The organism is Microbacterium resistens, from assembly GCF_031456305.1.
In the GTDB taxonomy this organism is placed as follows: domain Bacteria; phylum Actinomycetota; class Actinomycetes; order Actinomycetales; family Microbacteriaceae; genus Microbacterium; species Microbacterium resistens_A.
Window position 1 is genome coordinate 139,302 of the sequence record NZ_JAVDUM010000001.1, and the last position, 17,665, is coordinate 156,966.

14 protein-coding genes and 2 riboswitches are annotated in these 17,665 nt (G+C 70.6%); of the genes, 6 read left to right on the forward strand and 8 right to left on the reverse strand.

What is annotated here, in order from left to right; all coding sequences use genetic code 11:
• The first annotated feature begins 45 nt into the window (after nt 1-45).
• Together J2Y69_RS00680 and J2Y69_RS00685 are read left to right on the forward strand one after the other, a co-directional pair.
• Entirely contained in the window at nt 46-819 is a 774-nt protein-coding gene (locus tag J2Y69_RS00680) for a CPBP family intramembrane glutamic endopeptidase (protein ID WP_310016553.1), read from the forward strand.
• A gap of 354 nt (nt 820-1,173) precedes the next feature.
• Nucleotides 1,174-2,130: a hypothetical protein gene (locus J2Y69_RS00685; RefSeq protein ID WP_310016554.1), complete on the forward strand. Its 957-nt coding sequence runs from the start codon at nt 1,174-1,176 to the stop codon at nt 2,128-2,130.
• Between the two features lie 173 nt (nt 2,131-2,303).
• Here the strand turns inward: J2Y69_RS00685 and J2Y69_RS00690 are convergent, their stop codons facing one another.
• The 8 genes from J2Y69_RS00690 to gcvT form a co-directional block, all read right to left on the reverse strand.
• Nucleotides 2,304-2,888: a PH domain-containing protein gene (locus J2Y69_RS00690; RefSeq protein WP_310016555.1), complete on the reverse strand. Its 585-nt coding sequence runs from the start codon at nt 2,886-2,888 to the stop codon at nt 2,304-2,306.
• The gene (locus J2Y69_RS00695) at nt 2,885-4,579 is read right to left on the reverse strand and encodes an ABC transporter ATP-binding protein (protein WP_310016556.1); all 1,695 of its coding nucleotides are present in this window, start codon (nt 4,577-4,579) and stop codon (nt 2,885-2,887) included. Before J2Y69_RS00695 ends, J2Y69_RS00690 begins: the two co-directional genes overlap by 4 nt.
• Nucleotides 4,576-5,517 (reverse strand): ABC transporter permease, encoded by a 942-nt coding sequence (locus J2Y69_RS00700; protein ID WP_310016557.1) that lies wholly within the window; start codon nt 5,515-5,517, stop codon nt 4,576-4,578. Before J2Y69_RS00700 ends, J2Y69_RS00695 begins: the two co-directional genes overlap by 4 nt.
• Complete coding sequence (locus tag J2Y69_RS00705) at nt 5,510-6,436, reverse strand: ABC transporter permease (protein WP_310016558.1); 927 nt, start codon at nt 6,434-6,436, stop codon at nt 5,510-5,512. The genes J2Y69_RS00700 and J2Y69_RS00705 overlap by 8 nt, the downstream gene beginning before the upstream one ends.
• Nucleotides 6,437-6,534: 98 nt before the next feature.
• Nucleotides 6,535-8,208 carry a peptide ABC transporter substrate-binding protein gene (locus J2Y69_RS00710; RefSeq protein WP_310016559.1) on the reverse strand — a complete coding sequence of 558 codons (1,674 nt, stop codon included), beginning with the start codon at nt 8,206-8,208 and terminating at the stop codon, nt 6,535-6,537.
• 247 nt (nt 8,209-8,455) lie between these two features.
• Complete coding sequence (gene gcvP / locus J2Y69_RS00715; protein ID WP_396653018.1) at nt 8,456-11,272, reverse strand: aminomethyl-transferring glycine dehydrogenase; 2,817 nt, start codon at nt 11,270-11,272, stop codon at nt 8,456-8,458.
• A gap of 56 nt (nt 11,273-11,328) precedes the next feature.
• On the reverse strand, nt 11,329-11,706 hold the full coding sequence (gene gcvH / locus J2Y69_RS00720) for a glycine cleavage system protein GcvH (protein WP_310016561.1): 378 nt from the start codon (nt 11,704-11,706) through the stop codon (nt 11,329-11,331).
• Nucleotides 11,703-12,809: a glycine cleavage system aminomethyltransferase GcvT gene (gene gcvT, locus J2Y69_RS00725; RefSeq protein ID WP_310016562.1), complete on the reverse strand. Its 1,107-nt coding sequence runs from the start codon at nt 12,807-12,809 to the stop codon at nt 11,703-11,705. The genes gcvH and gcvT overlap by 4 nt, the downstream gene beginning before the upstream one ends.
• A 53-nt stretch (nt 12,810-12,862) precedes the next feature.
• Nucleotides 12,863-12,963, reverse strand: a riboswitch (glycine riboswitch).
• Nucleotide 12,964: 1 nt separating this feature from the next.
• A riboswitch (glycine riboswitch) is annotated at nt 12,965-13,058 on the reverse strand.
• Between the two features lie 140 nt (nt 13,059-13,198).
• On the opposite strand from gcvT, the gene J2Y69_RS00730 reads away from it, so the two are divergent.
• The 4 genes from J2Y69_RS00730 to nadC are packed head-to-tail and all read left to right on the forward strand — an operon-like array spanning nt 13,199 to nt 17,665.
• Entirely contained in the window at nt 13,199-13,936 is a 738-nt protein-coding gene (locus J2Y69_RS00730) for an NUDIX hydrolase (RefSeq protein WP_310016563.1), read from the forward strand.
• Nucleotides 13,933-15,273: a quinolinate synthase NadA gene (gene nadA, locus J2Y69_RS00735; protein ID WP_310016564.1), complete on the forward strand. Its 1,341-nt coding sequence runs from the start codon at nt 13,933-13,935 to the stop codon at nt 15,271-15,273. Before J2Y69_RS00730 ends, nadA begins: the two co-directional genes overlap by 4 nt.
• Nucleotides 15,270-16,799, forward strand: a complete 1,530-nt coding sequence (gene nadB / locus J2Y69_RS00740) for an L-aspartate oxidase (protein ID WP_310016565.1) — start codon at nt 15,270-15,272, stop codon at nt 16,797-16,799. Before nadA ends, nadB begins: the two co-directional genes overlap by 4 nt.
• On the forward strand, nt 16,799-17,665 hold the full coding sequence (gene nadC / locus J2Y69_RS00745) for a carboxylating nicotinate-nucleotide diphosphorylase (RefSeq protein ID WP_310016566.1): 867 nt from the start codon (nt 16,799-16,801) through the stop codon (nt 17,663-17,665). Before nadB ends, nadC begins: the two co-directional genes overlap by 1 nt.

The window sequence follows — 17,665 nt, forward strand, 5'->3', positions numbered from 1 at the left end:
GGGGCTTCTCTGCGCTCCTCATGGGAAAGCGTACGATCGTCCCTCATGAGCTCCCCCACCCCGTCCCGCGTCCGGCTGTGGTGGGAGATCGCGATCGTCCTCGCTCTCGGCCTCGGCCAGTCCGCCGTCTACGCGGTGGTGCAGCTCGCCTATCGGCTCAGCAGTCCGACACCGCTCGGGGACCAGACCGCGACCCTCAACCCGGCCCGCAGCGACCGTGAGGTGTTCGACCTCATCTATCAGGTGCTCGGGATCGGCTTCTCCGTCGTCCCCGTCCTGCTCGTCTGCTTCCTGCTCTGGCAGGGCTCGCGCCCGCACCTCGGCGCGCTCGGGCTGGACGGCCGGCGGATCGGGCGGGATGCAGGGCTCGGGGTCGGCCTCGTCCTGGCGATCGGGATCCCCGGCCTCGGCCTGTACCTCGTCGGTCGGATGAGCCAGCTCTTCGTCGCGGTCGATCCGGGGGCGCAGTCGACCTACTGGTGGACCGTCCCGGTGCTCCTCCTCGCGGCCGCCCGCGCCTCGATCCAGGAGGAGGTCGTCGTGCTGGGCTATCTCTTCCACCGACTGCGGCAGCTGGGCTGGGGGTCGTGGGCGATCGTGATCGCGACCTCCGTCCTCCGCGCCAGCTACCACCTGTACCAGGGGCCCGGCGCGTTCATCGGGAACCTGGCGATGGGGCTCCTCTTCGGATTCCTGTTCCTGCGCACGGGACGCCTGATGCCGTTCCTCGTCGCGCACTTCCTCATCGACGCCGCGGTCTTCGTCGGCTACCCCTGGGCCGCCTCGACCTGGCCGGCCCTCTTCGGCCTCCCCTCCTGACCCGTCCCCGGCCGCCTCTCTCCCGGCCGCGCCTCGTCCCTCCCGCCTCCCCCTTCCGCGCTTCTTCTCCGGCGAGACTGCATCCGCGTTTTCTCCGGCGAGACTGCATCCGCGTTCCGAGACTGCGCGATTTTCCTGCTGTGTCGGAACGCAGATGCAGTCTCGCGGTCCTGGGCGGGGTGGGACCGGAGGGGGCGGGACCAGGGGCGGAGCGAGACCGGGGGGGGCGGGACGAGACCCGGGGCGGGACTGGAGGGCGAGGCCTCTCCTCCCCGGACACCGAGACCGCGGAGTTCTCCCCGGATCCCGTGAACCCGCCTCCGCACCGGAGTGGAGGCGATCGATGATGGGCGGATGCTCGATCGCGACGTTCCCCTCCCGGCGGCCCCGATTCCCCTCCTCCGTGCCGATGCGGCCGGATCGGCCGCATCGCTGAGCCGATCCTGGCATCGGGGCGAGCTGACCAGGGTGATGCCGGGCGTCTACGCCGAGCTCGGTCGCTGGCGGTCGGCGACCCCCTGGGAGCAGTACCTCGCGAAGGTGCTCGCCGTCGCGGAAGCGCGTCCGAACGCCGTCTTCAGCCATGTCTCGGCAGCAGCGCTCCGGGGCGTCGTCATCGGCGGACCCGAGCATCCGGTCCATGTCCTCGACCCCGCCGGCACCAGCCGACTGACCGGAGCCGTCCGGACGCACACGACCGACGAGGCCCGCGATGTCGATCGGCTCGACGGACTGCTCGTGACGAGCGTCGAGGAGACGATCGTCGATCTCGCGCGGAGCCGCCCGCCGGCCGAGGGACTCGCCTACGCGAACGCGCTGCTCCGGACGGCCCCGGACGTCGTCGCCGAGCAGCTCCGGGCGAGGAACGAGTCCCGGAGATCCGCGCGCAACCGCAACCGTGCGCGGTGGGCGCTGTCTCGCGCGTCTGGCGTGCCCGAGACGGTCCTGGAGTCGCTCAGCCTCGCGGTGATCGAATGGGCCGGATTCGATCTGCCGGAGCTCCAGACCGTCTTCCGCGTCGAGGGGCATGAGGACCGCGTTGACTTCTTCTGGCCCTCGCTCGCGGTCGCGGGCGAGGCCGACGGGATGACGAAGTACTCCGGGGCCCACGGCGACCCCGGCCTCGCGATCCTCCAGGAGAAGCGGCGAGAGGCCCGACTCCGCCGCCACCTCCGAGAGGTGGTCCGCTGGGGCTGGGATGATGCACGCACGTCCCGCCCGCTGATCGGGCTGCTCTCACAGACCGGTGTCCCCCGCGTCCGCCCCGTCCAGTCGGCGATGCTGGCGACCCTGACGTCCTTCGGCCGCTGACCGTCCCCGGACCCTGCGCCACGGCCTTCTCGCGCTCCCGACGCCAAACCAAAACCGCGAGACTGCATCTGCGTTCCGAGACAGCGCGAAAATCGTGCAGTCTCGTGACGCAGTTGCAGTCTCGCGGGAAAGGGACCACGCCGAGGCGCGAGCGCGGGACCGACGAGGGAAGGTCAGGCGTGGGTGATGATGACGGCGGCCGTGGCCCAGATCGCGATCACGAGGAGCGCGACCAGTGCCGGGACGTCCCAGGAGCGCCGGATCGGGGCGTCGGAACCGTCCTGCGGCGTCGGGACGGCATCGATCGCCGCCTCCCACCGGTCCCGGACCTCGGTGAGCGTCCGCAGGCTCGCGGGAACCCGGACCTCTCCCTCGCCCCGACCGGTCTGCCGAGGCGGCCTCGCGCGCCCCGGCCCGCCGAAGCACGAGACCTTCGTCCCGTCGTCGAGGGCGAAGTCCAGCTGCCAGCGGAGATCGACGTCGCGCACCCGGCGCCAGCCGAACGAGGTGCGGCGCAGCAGGTTCCGCACGACGACGCCGTCGTCATCCACCCGGACGGCGGACACGAAGACCAGCTCGTACACGAGCCAGACGGCCAGCAGCGCCCACGGCGCGTACAGCAGCATCAGCCCCCAGCTGCCCCGCGCCACCGCGTCGCCGAGGAGGAACAGCACGAGAGCGACGGACAGCACGAGCACGACCGGCCCCGAGGGGGAGCGGTAGGTCCGCCCTCCCCCGGGTCGTGCGGGCGAGCTCACGAGTCGCTGCCGCCCAGCGTGATCGACGCGCCGGGGATCGCCTGCAGCAGGCGCTCGGTGTAGTCCTGCTGCGGGTTGGCGAAGATCTCGTCCACCGTCCCCTGCTCGACCACTCGGCCCTTCTCCATCACGCACACGAGGTCGCTGGAGACGCGGACGACCGCGAGGTCGTGCGTGATGAACAGATAGGTCAGGCCCAGCTCCGACTGCAGGTCGGCGAGGAGCTTGAGGATCTGGTCCTGCACGAGCACGTCCAGCGCCGAGACCGCCTCGTCGAGCACGACGATGTCGGGCTTGAGCGCGAGCGCCCGCGCGATGGCGACACGCTGTCGCTGACCGCCGGAGAGCTCGTTCGGGTAACGGGTCGCGAGGACCCGCGGCAGCGACACCTGGTCGAGAAGCTCCAGCACCCGCTCGCGGCGCGAATCCGCATCCCCGATGTTGTGGATCTGCAGCGGCTCCGCGATCGTGTTGCCGATGTTGCGCAACGGATCCATCGAGCCGTAGGGGTCCTGGAACACCGGCTGCATCCGACGCCGGAGTCCGAACGCCTGCGCGTTCGAGAGCCGCGAGACGTCCTGTCCGTCGATCTCGATCGTGCCGGAGGTCGGCTCCTCGAGCTTGAGGACCATCTTCGCGACGGTCGACTTGCCCGATCCCGACTCGCCGACGAGGGCGAGGGTCTTCCCGCGCGGGATGTCGAAGGACACGTTGTCCACGGCGCGGAACGGCTCGCTGCGGAACGCCCCCTGCCGGATCTTGTAGTCCTTGGTGAGCCCGGCCACCCGCACGGTCGGCGGGATGTCCGCCAGATCCTCCATCGTCTCCACGCCGCGGTCCTCGACCACGGCCTGGATCCGCTGGGAGGCGATGCTCGGGGCCGCAGCCACGAGTCGCTTCGTGTACGGGTGCTGCGGGTTCTCCAGGATCGCGCGGCTGGGGCCTGCCTCGACGATCGCGCCGTTGTTCATCACGATGATCTTCTCGGCGCGCTCGGCGGCGAGACCCAGGTCGTGCGTGATGAGCAGCACCGCGGTGCCGCGCTCCTTCGTGAGGCGCCCCATGTGATCGAGGATCACACGCTGCACGGTCACGTCGAGCGCCGAGGTCGGCTCATCCGCGATCAGCAGCTTCGGATCGGCGACGAGGCCGATGCCGATGAGCGCGCGCTGACGCATGCCCCCGGAGAACTGATGCGGGTACTGGTGCAGCCGCTTGGCCGCATCGGCGAGCCCTGCCTGCTGCAGCACCTCGATCGCGCGGGCCTTGACGGCCTCGCGACCCTGCGCGACACCGTTGGCCCTGATGGCCTCCTTCACCTGGAACCCGATGCTCCACACCGGGTTGAGGCTGGCCATCGGGTCCTGCGGCACGAAGCCGATGTCCCGTCCGCGGACGTTCTCCATCGCCCGGCGCCCGAGGGTCGTGAGCTCACGGCCGTCCAGGGTGATGCTGCCGTCGGTGACGCGTCCGGTACCAGGAAGCAGGTTCACGATCGCGGTCGCGGTCGTGGACTTGCCGGAACCCGACTCCCCCACGATCGCGACGGTCTCGCCGGGGAACAGGTCGAAGCTGATGCCGTGCAGGACCTCGCGCAGCCCGTCCTGCCCCTTGAACGCGACCTTGAGGTCGCGGACGCTCAGGACCGGAGCCGGTCCCGAGGCCGGAGCGCTCTGTGCAGGAGTGCTCATCGCTGGGCCCTCGCCTTCGGGTCGAGGGCGTCTCGGATGAGCTCGCCCAGGGTGACGAACGCGAGCACCGCGAGGGTGAGCGCGATCGACGGATAGATGAGCGCCGTCGGGGCGACGCGCAGCGAGGCCTGGGCCTGGCTGATGTCGTTGCCCCACGACATGACCGAGCTGCCGAGTCCGACACCGAGGAAGGACAGGGTCGCCTCGGCGACGATCGCCGCGGCCAGCGCCAGGGTGGAGACCACCAGTAGCGGCGCGATCGCGTTCGGGATCACGTGCCGGAGCAGGATCTTGAACCTCGATTGCCCCAGGGCCTTCGATGCCATCACGAAGTCGGCCTGACGCACCCGGAGGACCTCGGCGCGCACGACGCGCGCCGTGGAGGCCCAGGCGAACCCACCGATCGCGAAGGCCAGCGTCCACACCGACCGGTACTGCGAGAAGACGGTCATGACGACCACCGCGGCCAGGATGTACGGGATGGCGAAGAAGATGTCGCCGATCCGCGAGAGCAGGGCGTCGAGCCAGCCGCCGTAGAACCCGGCCAGCGCACCCATGATCAGGCCGAGGACGGCCGAGAGCAGGGTGGAGATGATGCCGACCGCGAGCGACGTCTGCGCTCCCCAGATGACGCGGGAGTAGATGTCACATCCCTGGAAGGTGTAGCCCAGGATATGGCCGGCGGCCGGGCCTTCGTTTCCGTACGTCAGGTCGCACGCACGCGGGTCGACCGAGGTGAACAGGAAGGGGAACAGCGCGACCACGATGAACAGCAGCGCGAGCACCAGGGAGAACCAGAAGAGCGGCCGGCGGCGGAGGTCCCGCCACGCGTCGCGCCAGAGGTTGCTGGGCTTCTCGGACACGCGAACGGCATCGACGGAGATCGTCTCCGTCTCCACCGGCGCGACGTAGTGCGGAGGGATGGTGGGCTCAGGCATAGCGGATCCTCGGGTCGAGCAGACCGTAGAGCAGGTCGACGAGCAGGTTCACCAGGACGTACAGGATGACGAAGACGGTGACGAAGGAGACCACCGTCGGCCCCTCCCCGCGGATCGCCGCCTGGTACAGGGTGTTGCCGACGCCGGGCACGTTGAAGATGCCCTCCGTCACGGTCGCGCCGACCAGCAGCACTCCGAAGTTGGTCGCGGAGTTGGTGATGACCGGGATGAGCGAGTTGCGCAGCACGTGCACCGGGATGACGCGGTTGCGCGAGAGGCCCTTGCTGTAGGCCGTGCGCACCCAGTCCTGGTTCAGCGTGTCGATGACCGAGCCGCGCATGAGGCGCATGCTGGTCGCGAACAGGCTGAACCCGAGCACGAGCGCCGGGAGCCAGAGGCCGCCCCAGTCGTTGTCCGCGCCGACCGTCGGGCTGAACCAGCCCAGCTGGATGGCGAGGAAGTACTGCGCGAGGAAGCAGAGCACGAAGATCGGGATCGCGATCGCGATCAGGGCGACGATCAGCGAGACGTTGTCGAAGATCTTGCCCTTCCGCAGCGCTGCGATCGAGCCGATGATGATCGACGTGACGAACTCGATGGCGATCGCCATGAGCGCCAGGCGTCCGGTGACCGGGAGGGTCTGCGCGAGCACCTCGGTGACGGGACGTCCGGAGAACGTGGTGCCCAGGTCTCCCTGGAAGACGCCGCTGATGTAGTACCAGTACTGCACGATGAACGGATCGTTCAGGTGGTACTGCTCGCGGAGCTGGTTCACGACCGCCGGGTTGGGCGTGCGGTCACCGAAGAGCGCGAGGATCGGGTCGCCGGGCATGGCGAACACGAGGAAGTAGATGAGCAGGGTGGCCCCGAAGAAGACCGGGATCACCTGCAGAAGACGCTTGATGATATAGCCGAGCATCCGCTGTCCCTTCTGTGGGACCGCTTGCAGGCCGTGACGACGACAGCCCGCGAGGCGGTGACGTTGACCGTCACCGCCTCGCGGGTGTCACGCACGACCTACTTGGCGGTCTTGGTGATCTGGTAGTACAGCGGGACCGAGTTCCAACCGAACTCGACGTTCTGCACGTTCTGGCTGTAACCGCCGGTCACGTTCGAGTACCACAGCGGGATGGCCGGGAGGTCCTTGAAGAGGATCTCCTGAGCCTTCTCGAAGTCCTTCAGCTGCGCGTCGGCGTCGGCGTTGCCGATGCCGGCCTTGATGGCGGCGTCGAAGTCGGTGCTGGAGTAGTCACCGTCGTTCGAGCCGGCACCGGTCGCGTAGAGCGGGCCGAGGAAGTTGTACATGCCGGGGTAGTCGGCCTGCCAACCGGAACGCGCCGCGGTCTTGATGGTGCGGGAGTTCACCTCGGTGCGGATCTGGGCGAAGGTCGGGTACGGAGCGCCGGAGGCGTCGATGCCGAGCGTGTTCTTGATCGAGTTGGTCACCGCGTCGACCCACTCCTGGTGGCCGCCGTCGGAGTTGTAGGCGATCTGGAAGGTGCCGTCCCACTTGGAGATCTTGTCGGCCTCGGCCCACAGCTTCTTGGCCTCCTCCGGGTTGTACTTCAGGACCTCGTTGCCGGGGATCTTGTCCGACCAGCCGGCGATGACCGGCGAGGTGAAGTCGCCCGCGGGGGTGCGGGTGCCCGAGAAGATCTTCTCGGTGATCTGCGCACGGTCGAAGGCCATCGAGATCGCCTGACGACGCAGCTTGCCCTCCTCACCGGAGAAGTGCGGCAGGAACTGACCGATCGTGAAGGACTGGAAGACGGCTGCGGGCTGGTTCACCGCGCGGTCGCCGAGGTCGCTCTGGAACGTCGGCAGCGAGACCGCCGGGATCGCGTCGATGACGTCGACCTTGTTGCCCTGCAGGTCGGCGTACGCGGCGTCCTGCGTGGCGTAGAAGTTGATCGTCAGGCCACCGTTCTGCGCCTTGCGGCCGCCCTGGTAGTCCTCGCTCTTGAGGAGCTCGATCTTGACGTCGTGCTGCCAGCCCTCGCCACCGATCTTGTAGGGGCCGTTGCCGATCGGGTTCTTGCCGAACGCCTCCATGTCGGCGAAGGCCGAGTCGGGCAGCGGGTAGTAGGCCGAGTAGCCGAGACGCAGCGCGAAGTCCGACGCCGGCTTGTTCAGCTTGATGGTGAACTCGTAGTCGTCCACCTTGACCAGGCCCGACAGGTCGCCCTGGGCGCCGAAGACGTCGTCATCCGGGGTGGCCGGGTCCTTCGGGTCGTTGAGGAAGCCCTCGATGTCCTCGAAGAAGTAGCCCGACTTCTGCTTGTTGTCGCTCTGCGCGCCGTAGTTCCAGGCCTTGATGAAGTTGTCGGCCTTGACCTCGGTGCCGTCCGAGAACTTCTGGCCCTTCTTCAGCTTGACCGTGATGTTCTGCGGGTCCACGGTGGTGATGGACTCGGCCATGTCGTTGACCGGCTTGCCCTTGGCGTCGTAGTAGACGAGACCGGCGAAGATCTCGTCGAGGATCTTGCCGCCGCCGACCTCGTTGGTGTTGGTCGGGATCAGCGGGTTCTCCGGCTCCGAGCCGTTCGTGGTGATGATGGCAGACGTGTCTGCCTTGGCTCCGGTGTCGCCCTTGTCGGTCGATCCGGATCCGCCGCCTGCGCAGCCCGCGAGTGCGAGGGTACCCGCCGCGAGCAGCGCGACACCCGAGAGGGCGATCTTGTTGCGCTTCACTTGTGTCCTCCTGTGGACCTAAATACAGCAAACTGCGTACTCGCCGTCGAGCACGTAGAGATATTTGAGCCTAACCGGCGAGCGCGTCACCGTGAAACCCGAACGACCAACCGTTACTGAGCGGTGACCAACTCCCGGCCGCCCCGCTCCGCCCCCGATCGACGGATCCCTCCTCTTTCTTCCGTCGCCGCGCACACGAACGCCCCGGCGCCGTGGGCTACCGGGGCGTTCATGTCTTTACGGCGGACTAGGCGAACGCCTCCACCGGCGGGCAGGCGCACACCAGGTTGCGGTCGCCGTAGGCCTGGTCGATGCGGCGCACCGGCGGCCAGTACTTCCCCGCCACGAGCGAGCGGATCGGGTAGGCCGCCTCCTCCCGCGTGTACGGGTGCGTCCACTCCCCCGCGATGAGCGAGACCGCGGTGTGCGGCGCGTTCACCAGCGGGTTGTCCGCGGCGTCCCAGCGTCCGGCGGCGACCGCATCGGCCTCCGCCTTGATCTGGATCATCGCCTCGATGAACCGCTCCAGCTCGCCGAGGTCCTCGGACTCGGTCGGCTCGACCATGAGGGTCCCCGCGACCGGGAACGACATGGTCGGCGAGTGGAAGCCGTAGTCGATGAGCCGCTTGGCGACGTCGTCGACCGTGATCCCGGTCGCCTCCTTGAGCGGGCGGAGGTCGAGGATGCACTCGTGCGCAACCCGGCCGCTCTCCCCCGTGTAGAGCACCGGGTAGTGGCCCTCGAGGCGAGCGGCGACGTAGTTCGCCGCGAGCACCGCGGCGGCTGTCGCATCGCGGAGTCCGTCGGCGCCCATCATCCGCACGTACGCCCAGGAGATCGGCAGGACGCCGGCGGACCCGTAGGGCGCCCCCGAGACCGGACCGCCCGCGAAGACGTGCCCGCCCGCGTGCTCGGCCCGCTGCGCCAGCGGGTGGGCGGGGAGGTGCGGTGCGAGGTGCGCCTTGGCCGCGACCGGGCCGACGCCCGGTCCGCCGCCGCCGTGCGGGATCGCGAACGTCTTGTGCAGGTTGAGGTGCGAGACGTCGCCGCCCAGGTCCCCGAAGCGGGAGTAGCCGAGCAGGGCGTTCAGGTTCGCGCCGTCGATGTACACCTGCCCCCCGGCGTCGTGCACCGCGGCGGTGATCTCCAGCACGTCCTGCTCGTACACGCCATGCGTGGACGGGTAGGTGATCATGAGTGCCGCGAGCGTCTCGGCGTTCGCGGCGATCTTCGCCCTGAGGTCGCCGAGATCCACGTTGCCCAGCTCATCGCAGGCGACGACGACGACCGTCATCCCCGCGAGGACCGCTGATGCCGCGTTGGTGCCGTGCGCCGAAGACGGAATGAGGCACACCGTGCGCTGCGCGTCACCGTTCGCACGGTGGTAGCCGCGGATCGCGAGGAGCCCGGCGAGCTCGCCCTGCGAGCCGGCGTTCGGCTGCAGCGACACCGCGTCGTAGCCGGTGACGTCGGCGAGCCAGGCCTCGAGCTGGTCGATGAGCTCCAGGGTGCCCCGCACGTCCTGCTCCGGGGCGAACGGGTGCAGCTCCGCGAACTCGGGCCAGGTGATGGCAGCCATCTCGGTGGCGGCGTTGAGCTTCATCGTGCAGGAGCCGAGCGGGATCATCCCGCGGTCCAGCGCGTAGTCACGGTCGGCCAGCGTCTTGAGGTAGCGCATCATCGCCGTCTCGCTGCGATGCGCGTGGAAGACCGGATGGGTGAGGTACTCGTCCTGCCGGTGGAGCGCTGCGGGCAGCGCCGTCGCCGGGATGTAGGCGAAGGAGTCCTCCCCCGCCCCGAACGCCGATGCGACCCGGAGGATGTCCTCGTGCGTGGTGGTCTCGTCGGTCGAGACGCGCACCGTGTCGGCGTCGACGAGGTTCAGCAGCGTGCCGAACTCGTCGTGCGCGCGCCGCACGATCTCCTCGGCACGTCCGGGGACGCGCACCGTGATCGTGTCGAAGTAGGCACCGTGCACGACCTCGGCGCCGGACCTCTCGAGCTGGGTCGCGAGGAACCGTGCGCCAGTCGCCGCGCGGCTCGCGATCGCCCGCAGCCCGTCCGGCCCGTGGCACACGGCGTACATCGACGCCATGACGGCCAGGAGCACCTGGGCCGTGCAGATGTTGGAGGTCGCCTTCTCCCGACGGATGTGCTGCTCGCGCGTCTGCAGCGAGAGGCGGTACGCGGGGTGCCCCTCCGCGTCCTGCGAGACGCCGACGAGACGGCCGGGAAGCTGGCGCTCCAGGCCCGAGCGCACGGCCATGTAGCCGGCGTGCGGCCCGCCGAAGCCCATCGGGACGCCGAAGCGCTGGGTGGTGCCCACCGCGACGTCCGCGCCGAGGGATCCCGGCGAGGAGATGAGGGTCAGCGCGAGGAGGTCGGCGGCGACCACGGCGAGACCGCCGGCGAGGTGTGCGGCATCGATCACGGCCGACGGGTCCCAGACCAGGCCGGACGCGCCCGGGTACTGCACGAACACGCCGAACAGCGCCTCCGGCAGGGTCTCACCGGCGGCGAGCGCCCGTTCGACCAGCTCGATCCCGACCGCTTCGGCGCGGGTCGCGAGCAGCGCCTTGGTCTGCGGCAGCGCGTCGGCGTCCACGACGAAAACGTTCGACGTCGCCTTCGAGGCCCGGCGGGCCAACAGCATCCCCTCGGCGACCGCGGTGGACTCGTCGAGCATCGAGGCGTTCGCCGTGTCGAGCCCGGTGAGCTCGGCGACCATCGTCTGGAAGTTGATCAGCGCCTCGAGCCTCCCCTGCGAGATCTCGGGCTGGTACGGCGTGTAGGCGGTGTACCAGGACGGGTTCTCCAGGACGTTGCGCTGGATGACGCTGGGCGTGATCGTGCCGTAGTATCCCTGCCCGATCATCGGGCGGTTCACGGTGTTGCGCGAGGCGAGGGCACGGAGCTCCGCCAGCGCCTCGGACTCGGAGGCGGCTGCGGGCAGCGTGGACTCCGCTGCGCGGTCACGGCGGATCGAGGCGGGGACCGCATCGCGCATCAGCGTGTCGACGGGCCTCTCGTCCTCGCCCGCGGCGATCCCCAGCGCGTCGAGCATGACGCGCTGGGCCTCCACGGTGGTCCCGATGTGGCGGTCGGCGAACGTGGTCACCCTCAGCCCTCCGTGAAGGCGACGTATCCGTCGCGGTCGAGGAGACCGTCGGCCGCGCCGTCGGCGATCGTGAGCCGGATGAGCCAGCCGCCCTCGTAGGGCGCCGCGTTCACCTGGGACGGGTCATCGACGACCGCATCGTTGATCTCGGCGACGGTGCCGTCCACGGGGGCGTAGAGCTCCCCGACCGATTTGGTCGACTCGATCTCGCCGACGACGGCGCCGGCGGCGACGACGGTGCCGACCGCCGGCAGCTCGACGAAGACGACGTCACCGAGCTTCTCGGCGGCGTAGTCGGTGATCCCGATGGTGGCGACGTCGCCGTCGACGGCGACCCACTCGTGCTCTTCGCTGTAGCGCAGGGTGTTCAGATCGGTCATTTCTTCCTCCGGTAGAAAGGCAGGGCGGTCACGGTCGCGGGGATCCTGGTCCCCCGCACGTCGAAGAAGAGCGGGACGTCGCCGGACGCGCGGTCCGGGGCGACGAAGGCCATGGCGATGGGGTGGCCGAGCGTGGGGCTCAGCGCGCCGCTGGTGATCTCGCCGACTGCGGTGCCGTCCTCCAGCACCACCGGGTAGCCGGCGCGACCGGCGCGACGCCCCTCGGCGACGAGCCCGACGAGCACCGGCGCATCCGCCTGCGGGGTCACGGCGTCCTTGCCGACGAAGCGCTCCTTGTCGGCCACCACGACACGGCCGAGGCCGGCCTGGGCGGGCTTGGTCTCGCGCGTCAGCTCGTGCCCGTACAGCGGCATGCCCGCCTCCAGACGGAGCGTGTCCCGCGCGGCGAGCCCCGCCGGGACCAGTCCCCGGTCGGCGCCGACGGCGAGCACTGCGTCCCAGAGGGCTCCCGCGTCGTCCGCGTCGACGAGGAGCTCGAAGCCGTCCTCGCCGGTGTAGCCCGTGCGCGCCAGCAGCAGCGGCTCGCCCAGGAAGCGGGCGCTCGCCCAGGCGTAGTACTTCTGCTCGGCCCACGGGACGCTGAGGTCCTCGATGCCGGCGACCTCGGCGAGGATCGCCTCCGCCTCGGGGCCCTGCACGGCGATCAGCGCGTAGTCGTCCGAGATGTCCTGCACCGAGACGGCGTACCCCGCGGTGCGGGCGGCGAGAGCCTCGCTCACCGCGTCACGGTTGCCGGCGTTGGAGATGATGAGATACCGCTCGTCCTCGAGCCGGTAGACGATCACGTCGTCGATGATGCCGCCGTCCTCGGCGAGCAGCAGCGAGTACTTCGCCTTGCCGACCGCGAGCGCGGAGAGCCGGCCGGCGAGCGCGTCATCGAGGTACTCGCCCGCCTGGGCGCCTCCGATGCTGAACTCGGCCATGTGCGAGATGTCGAAGATCCCCGCACCCTGGCGCACCGCGTGGTGCTCCGCGAGGTCCGAGGTGTAGCGGACGGGCATCTGCCAGCCGCCGAAGTCTGTGAAGGATGCCCCGAGCGCCTCATGGCGCTCACGGAGCGGGGTGTAACGGGGTTCGGTCATGGAGTTCTCCCGCGCTGATCGGTGAGACGCCCGCGGCGCGAGCGTCTGAGAACTCCCCCTCTGTCATGGGCCTGAGAGCTTCGCCCTGCACCGTAGCGGAGGGGGCTTTCACCGTCGGCGGACCCTCGCTGTCGAGGATCGCTTTCCAGAGCGGCCGGATCCGGGCGGTGGGGTTACCTGAGAGATTGGCGGGGAGGCTTGCTCCTTCGGTGCCCGGCTGCGTGCACCGGGCTCTCCCGCACGGATCGTACGGCCTTATTCGATTGTCCCGCTCACTCTAGCGTGCGCCGGCGCGCCCCGCACTCATTCAGGAGCGGAAAACGATCGCCGAGTCGGATGGACTTCTGGTCGTCGGCACTCTAAGATCGATCACGGAGGTTAAAGTCGTCATGACCAAAAGCAGGGGCATCGAGGAGGGCATCCGCGTCGCGGTGTCGACGGTCATCCTCACCCTGCGCCGCGAGACCGAGGAGCCACGGATCGCGCTCCCCCTCGTCCGCCGCATCCGCGACCCGCACCGGGACTGCTGGGCGCTTCCCGGCGGATGGCTCGACCCGCGCGAGAGCCTGGAGGAGGCCGCCGCCCGTACGCTCGCCGAGACGACGGGCCTCGCCCCGAGCTATCTGGAGCAGCTCTACGCGTTCGGCGCCGTGAACCGCTCCCCCGGCCGTGTGGTCTCGGTCGTCTATTGGGCGCTCCTGAGGCCGGACACCGTGGACGCGCTGGGCGCGCAGAGCACGGCTCCGCACGATGCCGCAGGCGCCGCTCCCGAGAACGTCGCCTGGTACGACGCCTCCGACCTGCCGCCGCTCGCCTTCGACCATGCGCAGATCATCGACTACGCGCTCTGGCGGCTCCGCAACAAGGTCGGCTACAGCCGGGTCGCCCAGGGATTCCTCCCTCCCGAGTTCACCCTCGCCGAGCTGCGCGAGGCATACGAGACCATCCTCGGACGCCGCCTGGACCCGGCGAACTTCCGCCGCCAGGTGGAGTCCGCGGGGAATCTCGTCCCCACGGACGCCTTCCGCACCGGAAGCCACCGTCCCGCCCGTCTGTATCGCAACGACACCGATGTCGAGCTGGCCGACCGCGGTCCGCTCGCCCCTGAGGAAACGAGGACCTCTTGAGCACGAGCCCTCTGCCGGCCCCGGCACTGCGCGACCCCTCCGTCGACCACGCCATCCAGGCGATCGTCGCCGGCGCCTCGTCCGACGCCGCGTGCGCCACCGATCTCGCGGCGGGCCCGTGGGACTTCGACACCGTCCCCGGATACGGCCCAGGCTCCTCGATGGGGGACGTCATCCCCACCGGCGCGCCACGCCAGGGCGAGCTCCCCGCCGAGTACCGCGAGGCCGACGAGGACGAGCTGGACGCCCGGATCAAGGCCGCGCGCACCGCCCTCGGCGATCGCGTCGTCGTGCTCGGCCATTTCTATCAGCGCGAGGAGGTGGTGCGGCACGCCGACCATGTGGGGGACTCGTTCCAGCTCGCCACCGCCGCGCGCGCCTACCCCGACGCCGAGGCGATCGTGTTCTGCGGCGTGCACTTCATGGCCGAGACCGCCGATCTCCTCTCGGGCCAGGACCAGGCCGTCATCCTGCCGAACCTCGCCGCGGGCTGCTCGATGGCCGACATGGCCGACATCGACCAGGTCGAGGAGTGCTGGGAGCAGCTCGCCGATGCCCTCGGCCCCCTGGACGAGCCCGATGCCGACGGGCTCGTGCCCGTCATCCCGGTGACGTACATGAACTCCTCGGCCGACATCAAGGGCTTCGTGGGGCGGCACGGCGGGATCGTGTGCACCTCCTCGAACGCCAGGACGGTCCTGGACTGGGCCTTCGCCCGGGGACGCCGCGTGCTCTTCTTCCCGGACCAGCACCTCGGGCGCAACACCGCGAAGGCGATGGGCGTGCCGCTGGAGCGCATGCCGATGTGGAACCCGAGGCGTCCCTTCGGCGGCAACTCCCCCGAGGATCTGCAGGACTCACGAGTGATCCTCTGGCACGGCTTCTGCTCGGTCCACCGCCGCTTCACGGTCGCGCAGATCGAACAGGCCCGTGCCGAGCACCCCGGCGTCCGGGTCATCGTGCACCCGGAGTGCCCGATGGAGGTCGTGGACGCCGCCGACGAGTCGGGATCGACGGACTACATCCGCACCGCGATCGCGGCGGCGACCGAGCCCACGACCTTCGCCGTCGGCACCGAGATCAACCTCGTGCGCCGCCTCGCCGCGCAGTACCCGCAGCACACGATCTTCTGCCTGGATCCGGTCGTCTGCCCCTGCTCGACGATGTACCGCATCCACCCCGGCTACCTCGCCTGGGTGCTCGAGGAGCTCGTCGCGGGCAGGACGCCGAACCGCATCCAGGTCCCCGCGGACGTGGCGGACCCGGCCCGTCTCGCCCTGGAGCGGATGCTCGCCGCGAAGCCACCGGTGACGGCGGGCGGAGGCGCGGCCCGGTGAGGGTCCTCGTCCTCGGCGGCGGGATCGCCGGGCTCACCGCCGCCCTGCACGCCCACGAGGCGGGGCACGAGGTGGTGCTCGCGCTGAAGGGCGCACTGGGCGACGGCTCGACGGCGCTCGCCCAGGGCGGGATCGCCGGCGTCTACCGCGGAGACGACTCGCCGTCCGCGCACGCCTCCGACACCCTGGCCGCCGGGGCGGGGCTCTCCGATCCCGCGGCGGTCGATGCCCTGGTGGGGGACGCGGCCGAGCGCATCGCGGAGCTGGTCGCGCGCGGGGTCGCCTTCGATCGCGACGCCGACGGACGCCTCCTCCTCGGCCGCGAGGCCGCCCACAGCGCCGCCCGCATCGCGCACGCCGGAGGGGACGCCACCGGTGCTGCGATCTCCCGCGCGCTGTGCGCCCGTGTGCGGGAGACACGGATCGCGGTGCGCGAGCACGCCTTCCTCCTCGATCTGGAACGTCGCGCCGACGGCGCCGTCGGCGGTGCGCGGATGCTCCTCGACGGGCGGGCGACCGTGCTGACCGCCGATCGCGTCGTGCTCGCCACGGGCGGGGCGGGGCAGCTGTTCCGGCACACGACGAACCCCGCGGGAGCCACGGGCGATGGCGTCGCCGCGGCGCTCCGCGTGGGCGCGGCGGTCGCGGATCTGGAGTTCGTGCAGTTCCATCCCACGATCCTGGCGACCGCGGGACCGGCCTTCCTCGTCTCGGAGGCCGTCCGCGGCGAGGGGGCGACGCTGATCGACGACGACGGGCACCGCTTCGTCCTCGACGTCCACCCGGACGGCGAGCTCGCCCCGCGCGATGTCGTCGCCCGGGCCATCGCCCGTCGTGCGGAGGCCCAGGGCGCTCCCGTGCGCCTGGACGCGACGGCGCTCGGGGCGGAGCGCCTCGCCGCGCGGTTCCCCACCATCGACCGGGTGACGCGGGAGCGGGGCCTGGACTGGGCGCGCGCACCGATCCCCGTGACGCCGGCGGCGCACTACCTGATGGGCGGCGTCGTGACGGATCTCGACGGCCGCACCACGGTCCCTGGGCTGTTCGCCGTCGGCGAGGTCGCCCGCACCGGAGTGCACGGAGCCAACCGGCTCGCGTCCAACTCGCTCCTCGAGGGCGCGGTCTTCGGTGCGAGGGCCGCCGCCGCCCTGGGCACGCCGACGCCACGGCACCTCGCCCCCACGTCGCCCCTGGCACCCGTGACGCCCCTGGAGCGCACGGCGGCCATCGCACCCCTGGATGCCGACCACGACGCCGCTCTCCCGTCAGACCTCCGCATCGCGCTGCAGGACCTGATGTGGGAGCACGTCGGCCTGCTGCGCACCGTGGACGGCCTCTCGCTCGCACTGCGGACCGTTCGCGGATGGCGGGCCGCCCTCCCCGCCCCGACCGTTCAGGCCGAGCACGAGGACGCGAACCTGCTCCTCATCGCCGAGGCCATGACCGCGGCCGCCCTCGCCCGGCCCGTCGCCGTCGGCGCCCACCACATCGACGCGGCGCGCACCGGCGCCCTGATCGGAGTCTGATGCCCCTCTCCGCCACGCTCACCCGCGCCACCCTCACCCGCATCGTCGGCGCCGCGCTGGAGGAGGACGCCCCCTGGGGCGATCTCACCAGCGCCGCGCTGATCCCCGCCGACGCGACGGCGTCCGCCGACCTCGTCGCCCGCGAGGCCGGGGTCTTCAGCGGCGGCGAGGTGTTCTCGGCCGCGTTCGCGCTCACGGACCCCGCGACCACGGTGGATCTGCAGGTGGCGGACGGCGGCGCCTTCGTCGACGGCGACGTGCTCGCGACCGTCTCCGGATCCGCCCGTTCCGTGCTCACGGCCGAGCGGGTCGCCCTGAACTTCGTCCAGCGCATGAGCGGGATCTCCACGCTCACCGCCGCCTACGTCGCGGCGGTCGATGGCACGGGGGTCCGCATCGCGGACACCCGCAAGACCACGCCCGGCCTCCGCGCCTTCGAGCGGCATGCCGTCGCCGCCGGCGGCGGACGCAACCATCGGTTCTCCCTGTCGGACGCGGTCATGGCCAAGGACAACCACCTCGCCGTGCTGCAGCGCGAGGGCGCGGACCTCGCGACGGCCCTGCGCGAGGCGATCGCGACGCTGCCGCACACCGTGCACGTGGTCGTCGAGGTGGACCGGCTCGACCAGATCGAGGCCGTCCTCGCGGGAGGGGCGCACACGGTGCTGCTCGACAACCTCTCCCCCGACGACCTCTGCGCCGGCGTCGCCCTCATCGGCGGCAGGGCCGTCGCGGAGGCCTCGGGAGGCGTGGACCTCGGCACCGTCCGCCGGGTCGCGGAGACCGGCGTCGATGTGATCTCGGTCGGAGCGCTCACCCACTCGGCACGGGCGCTCGACCTCGGCCTGGACGTGCGGATCGGCTGA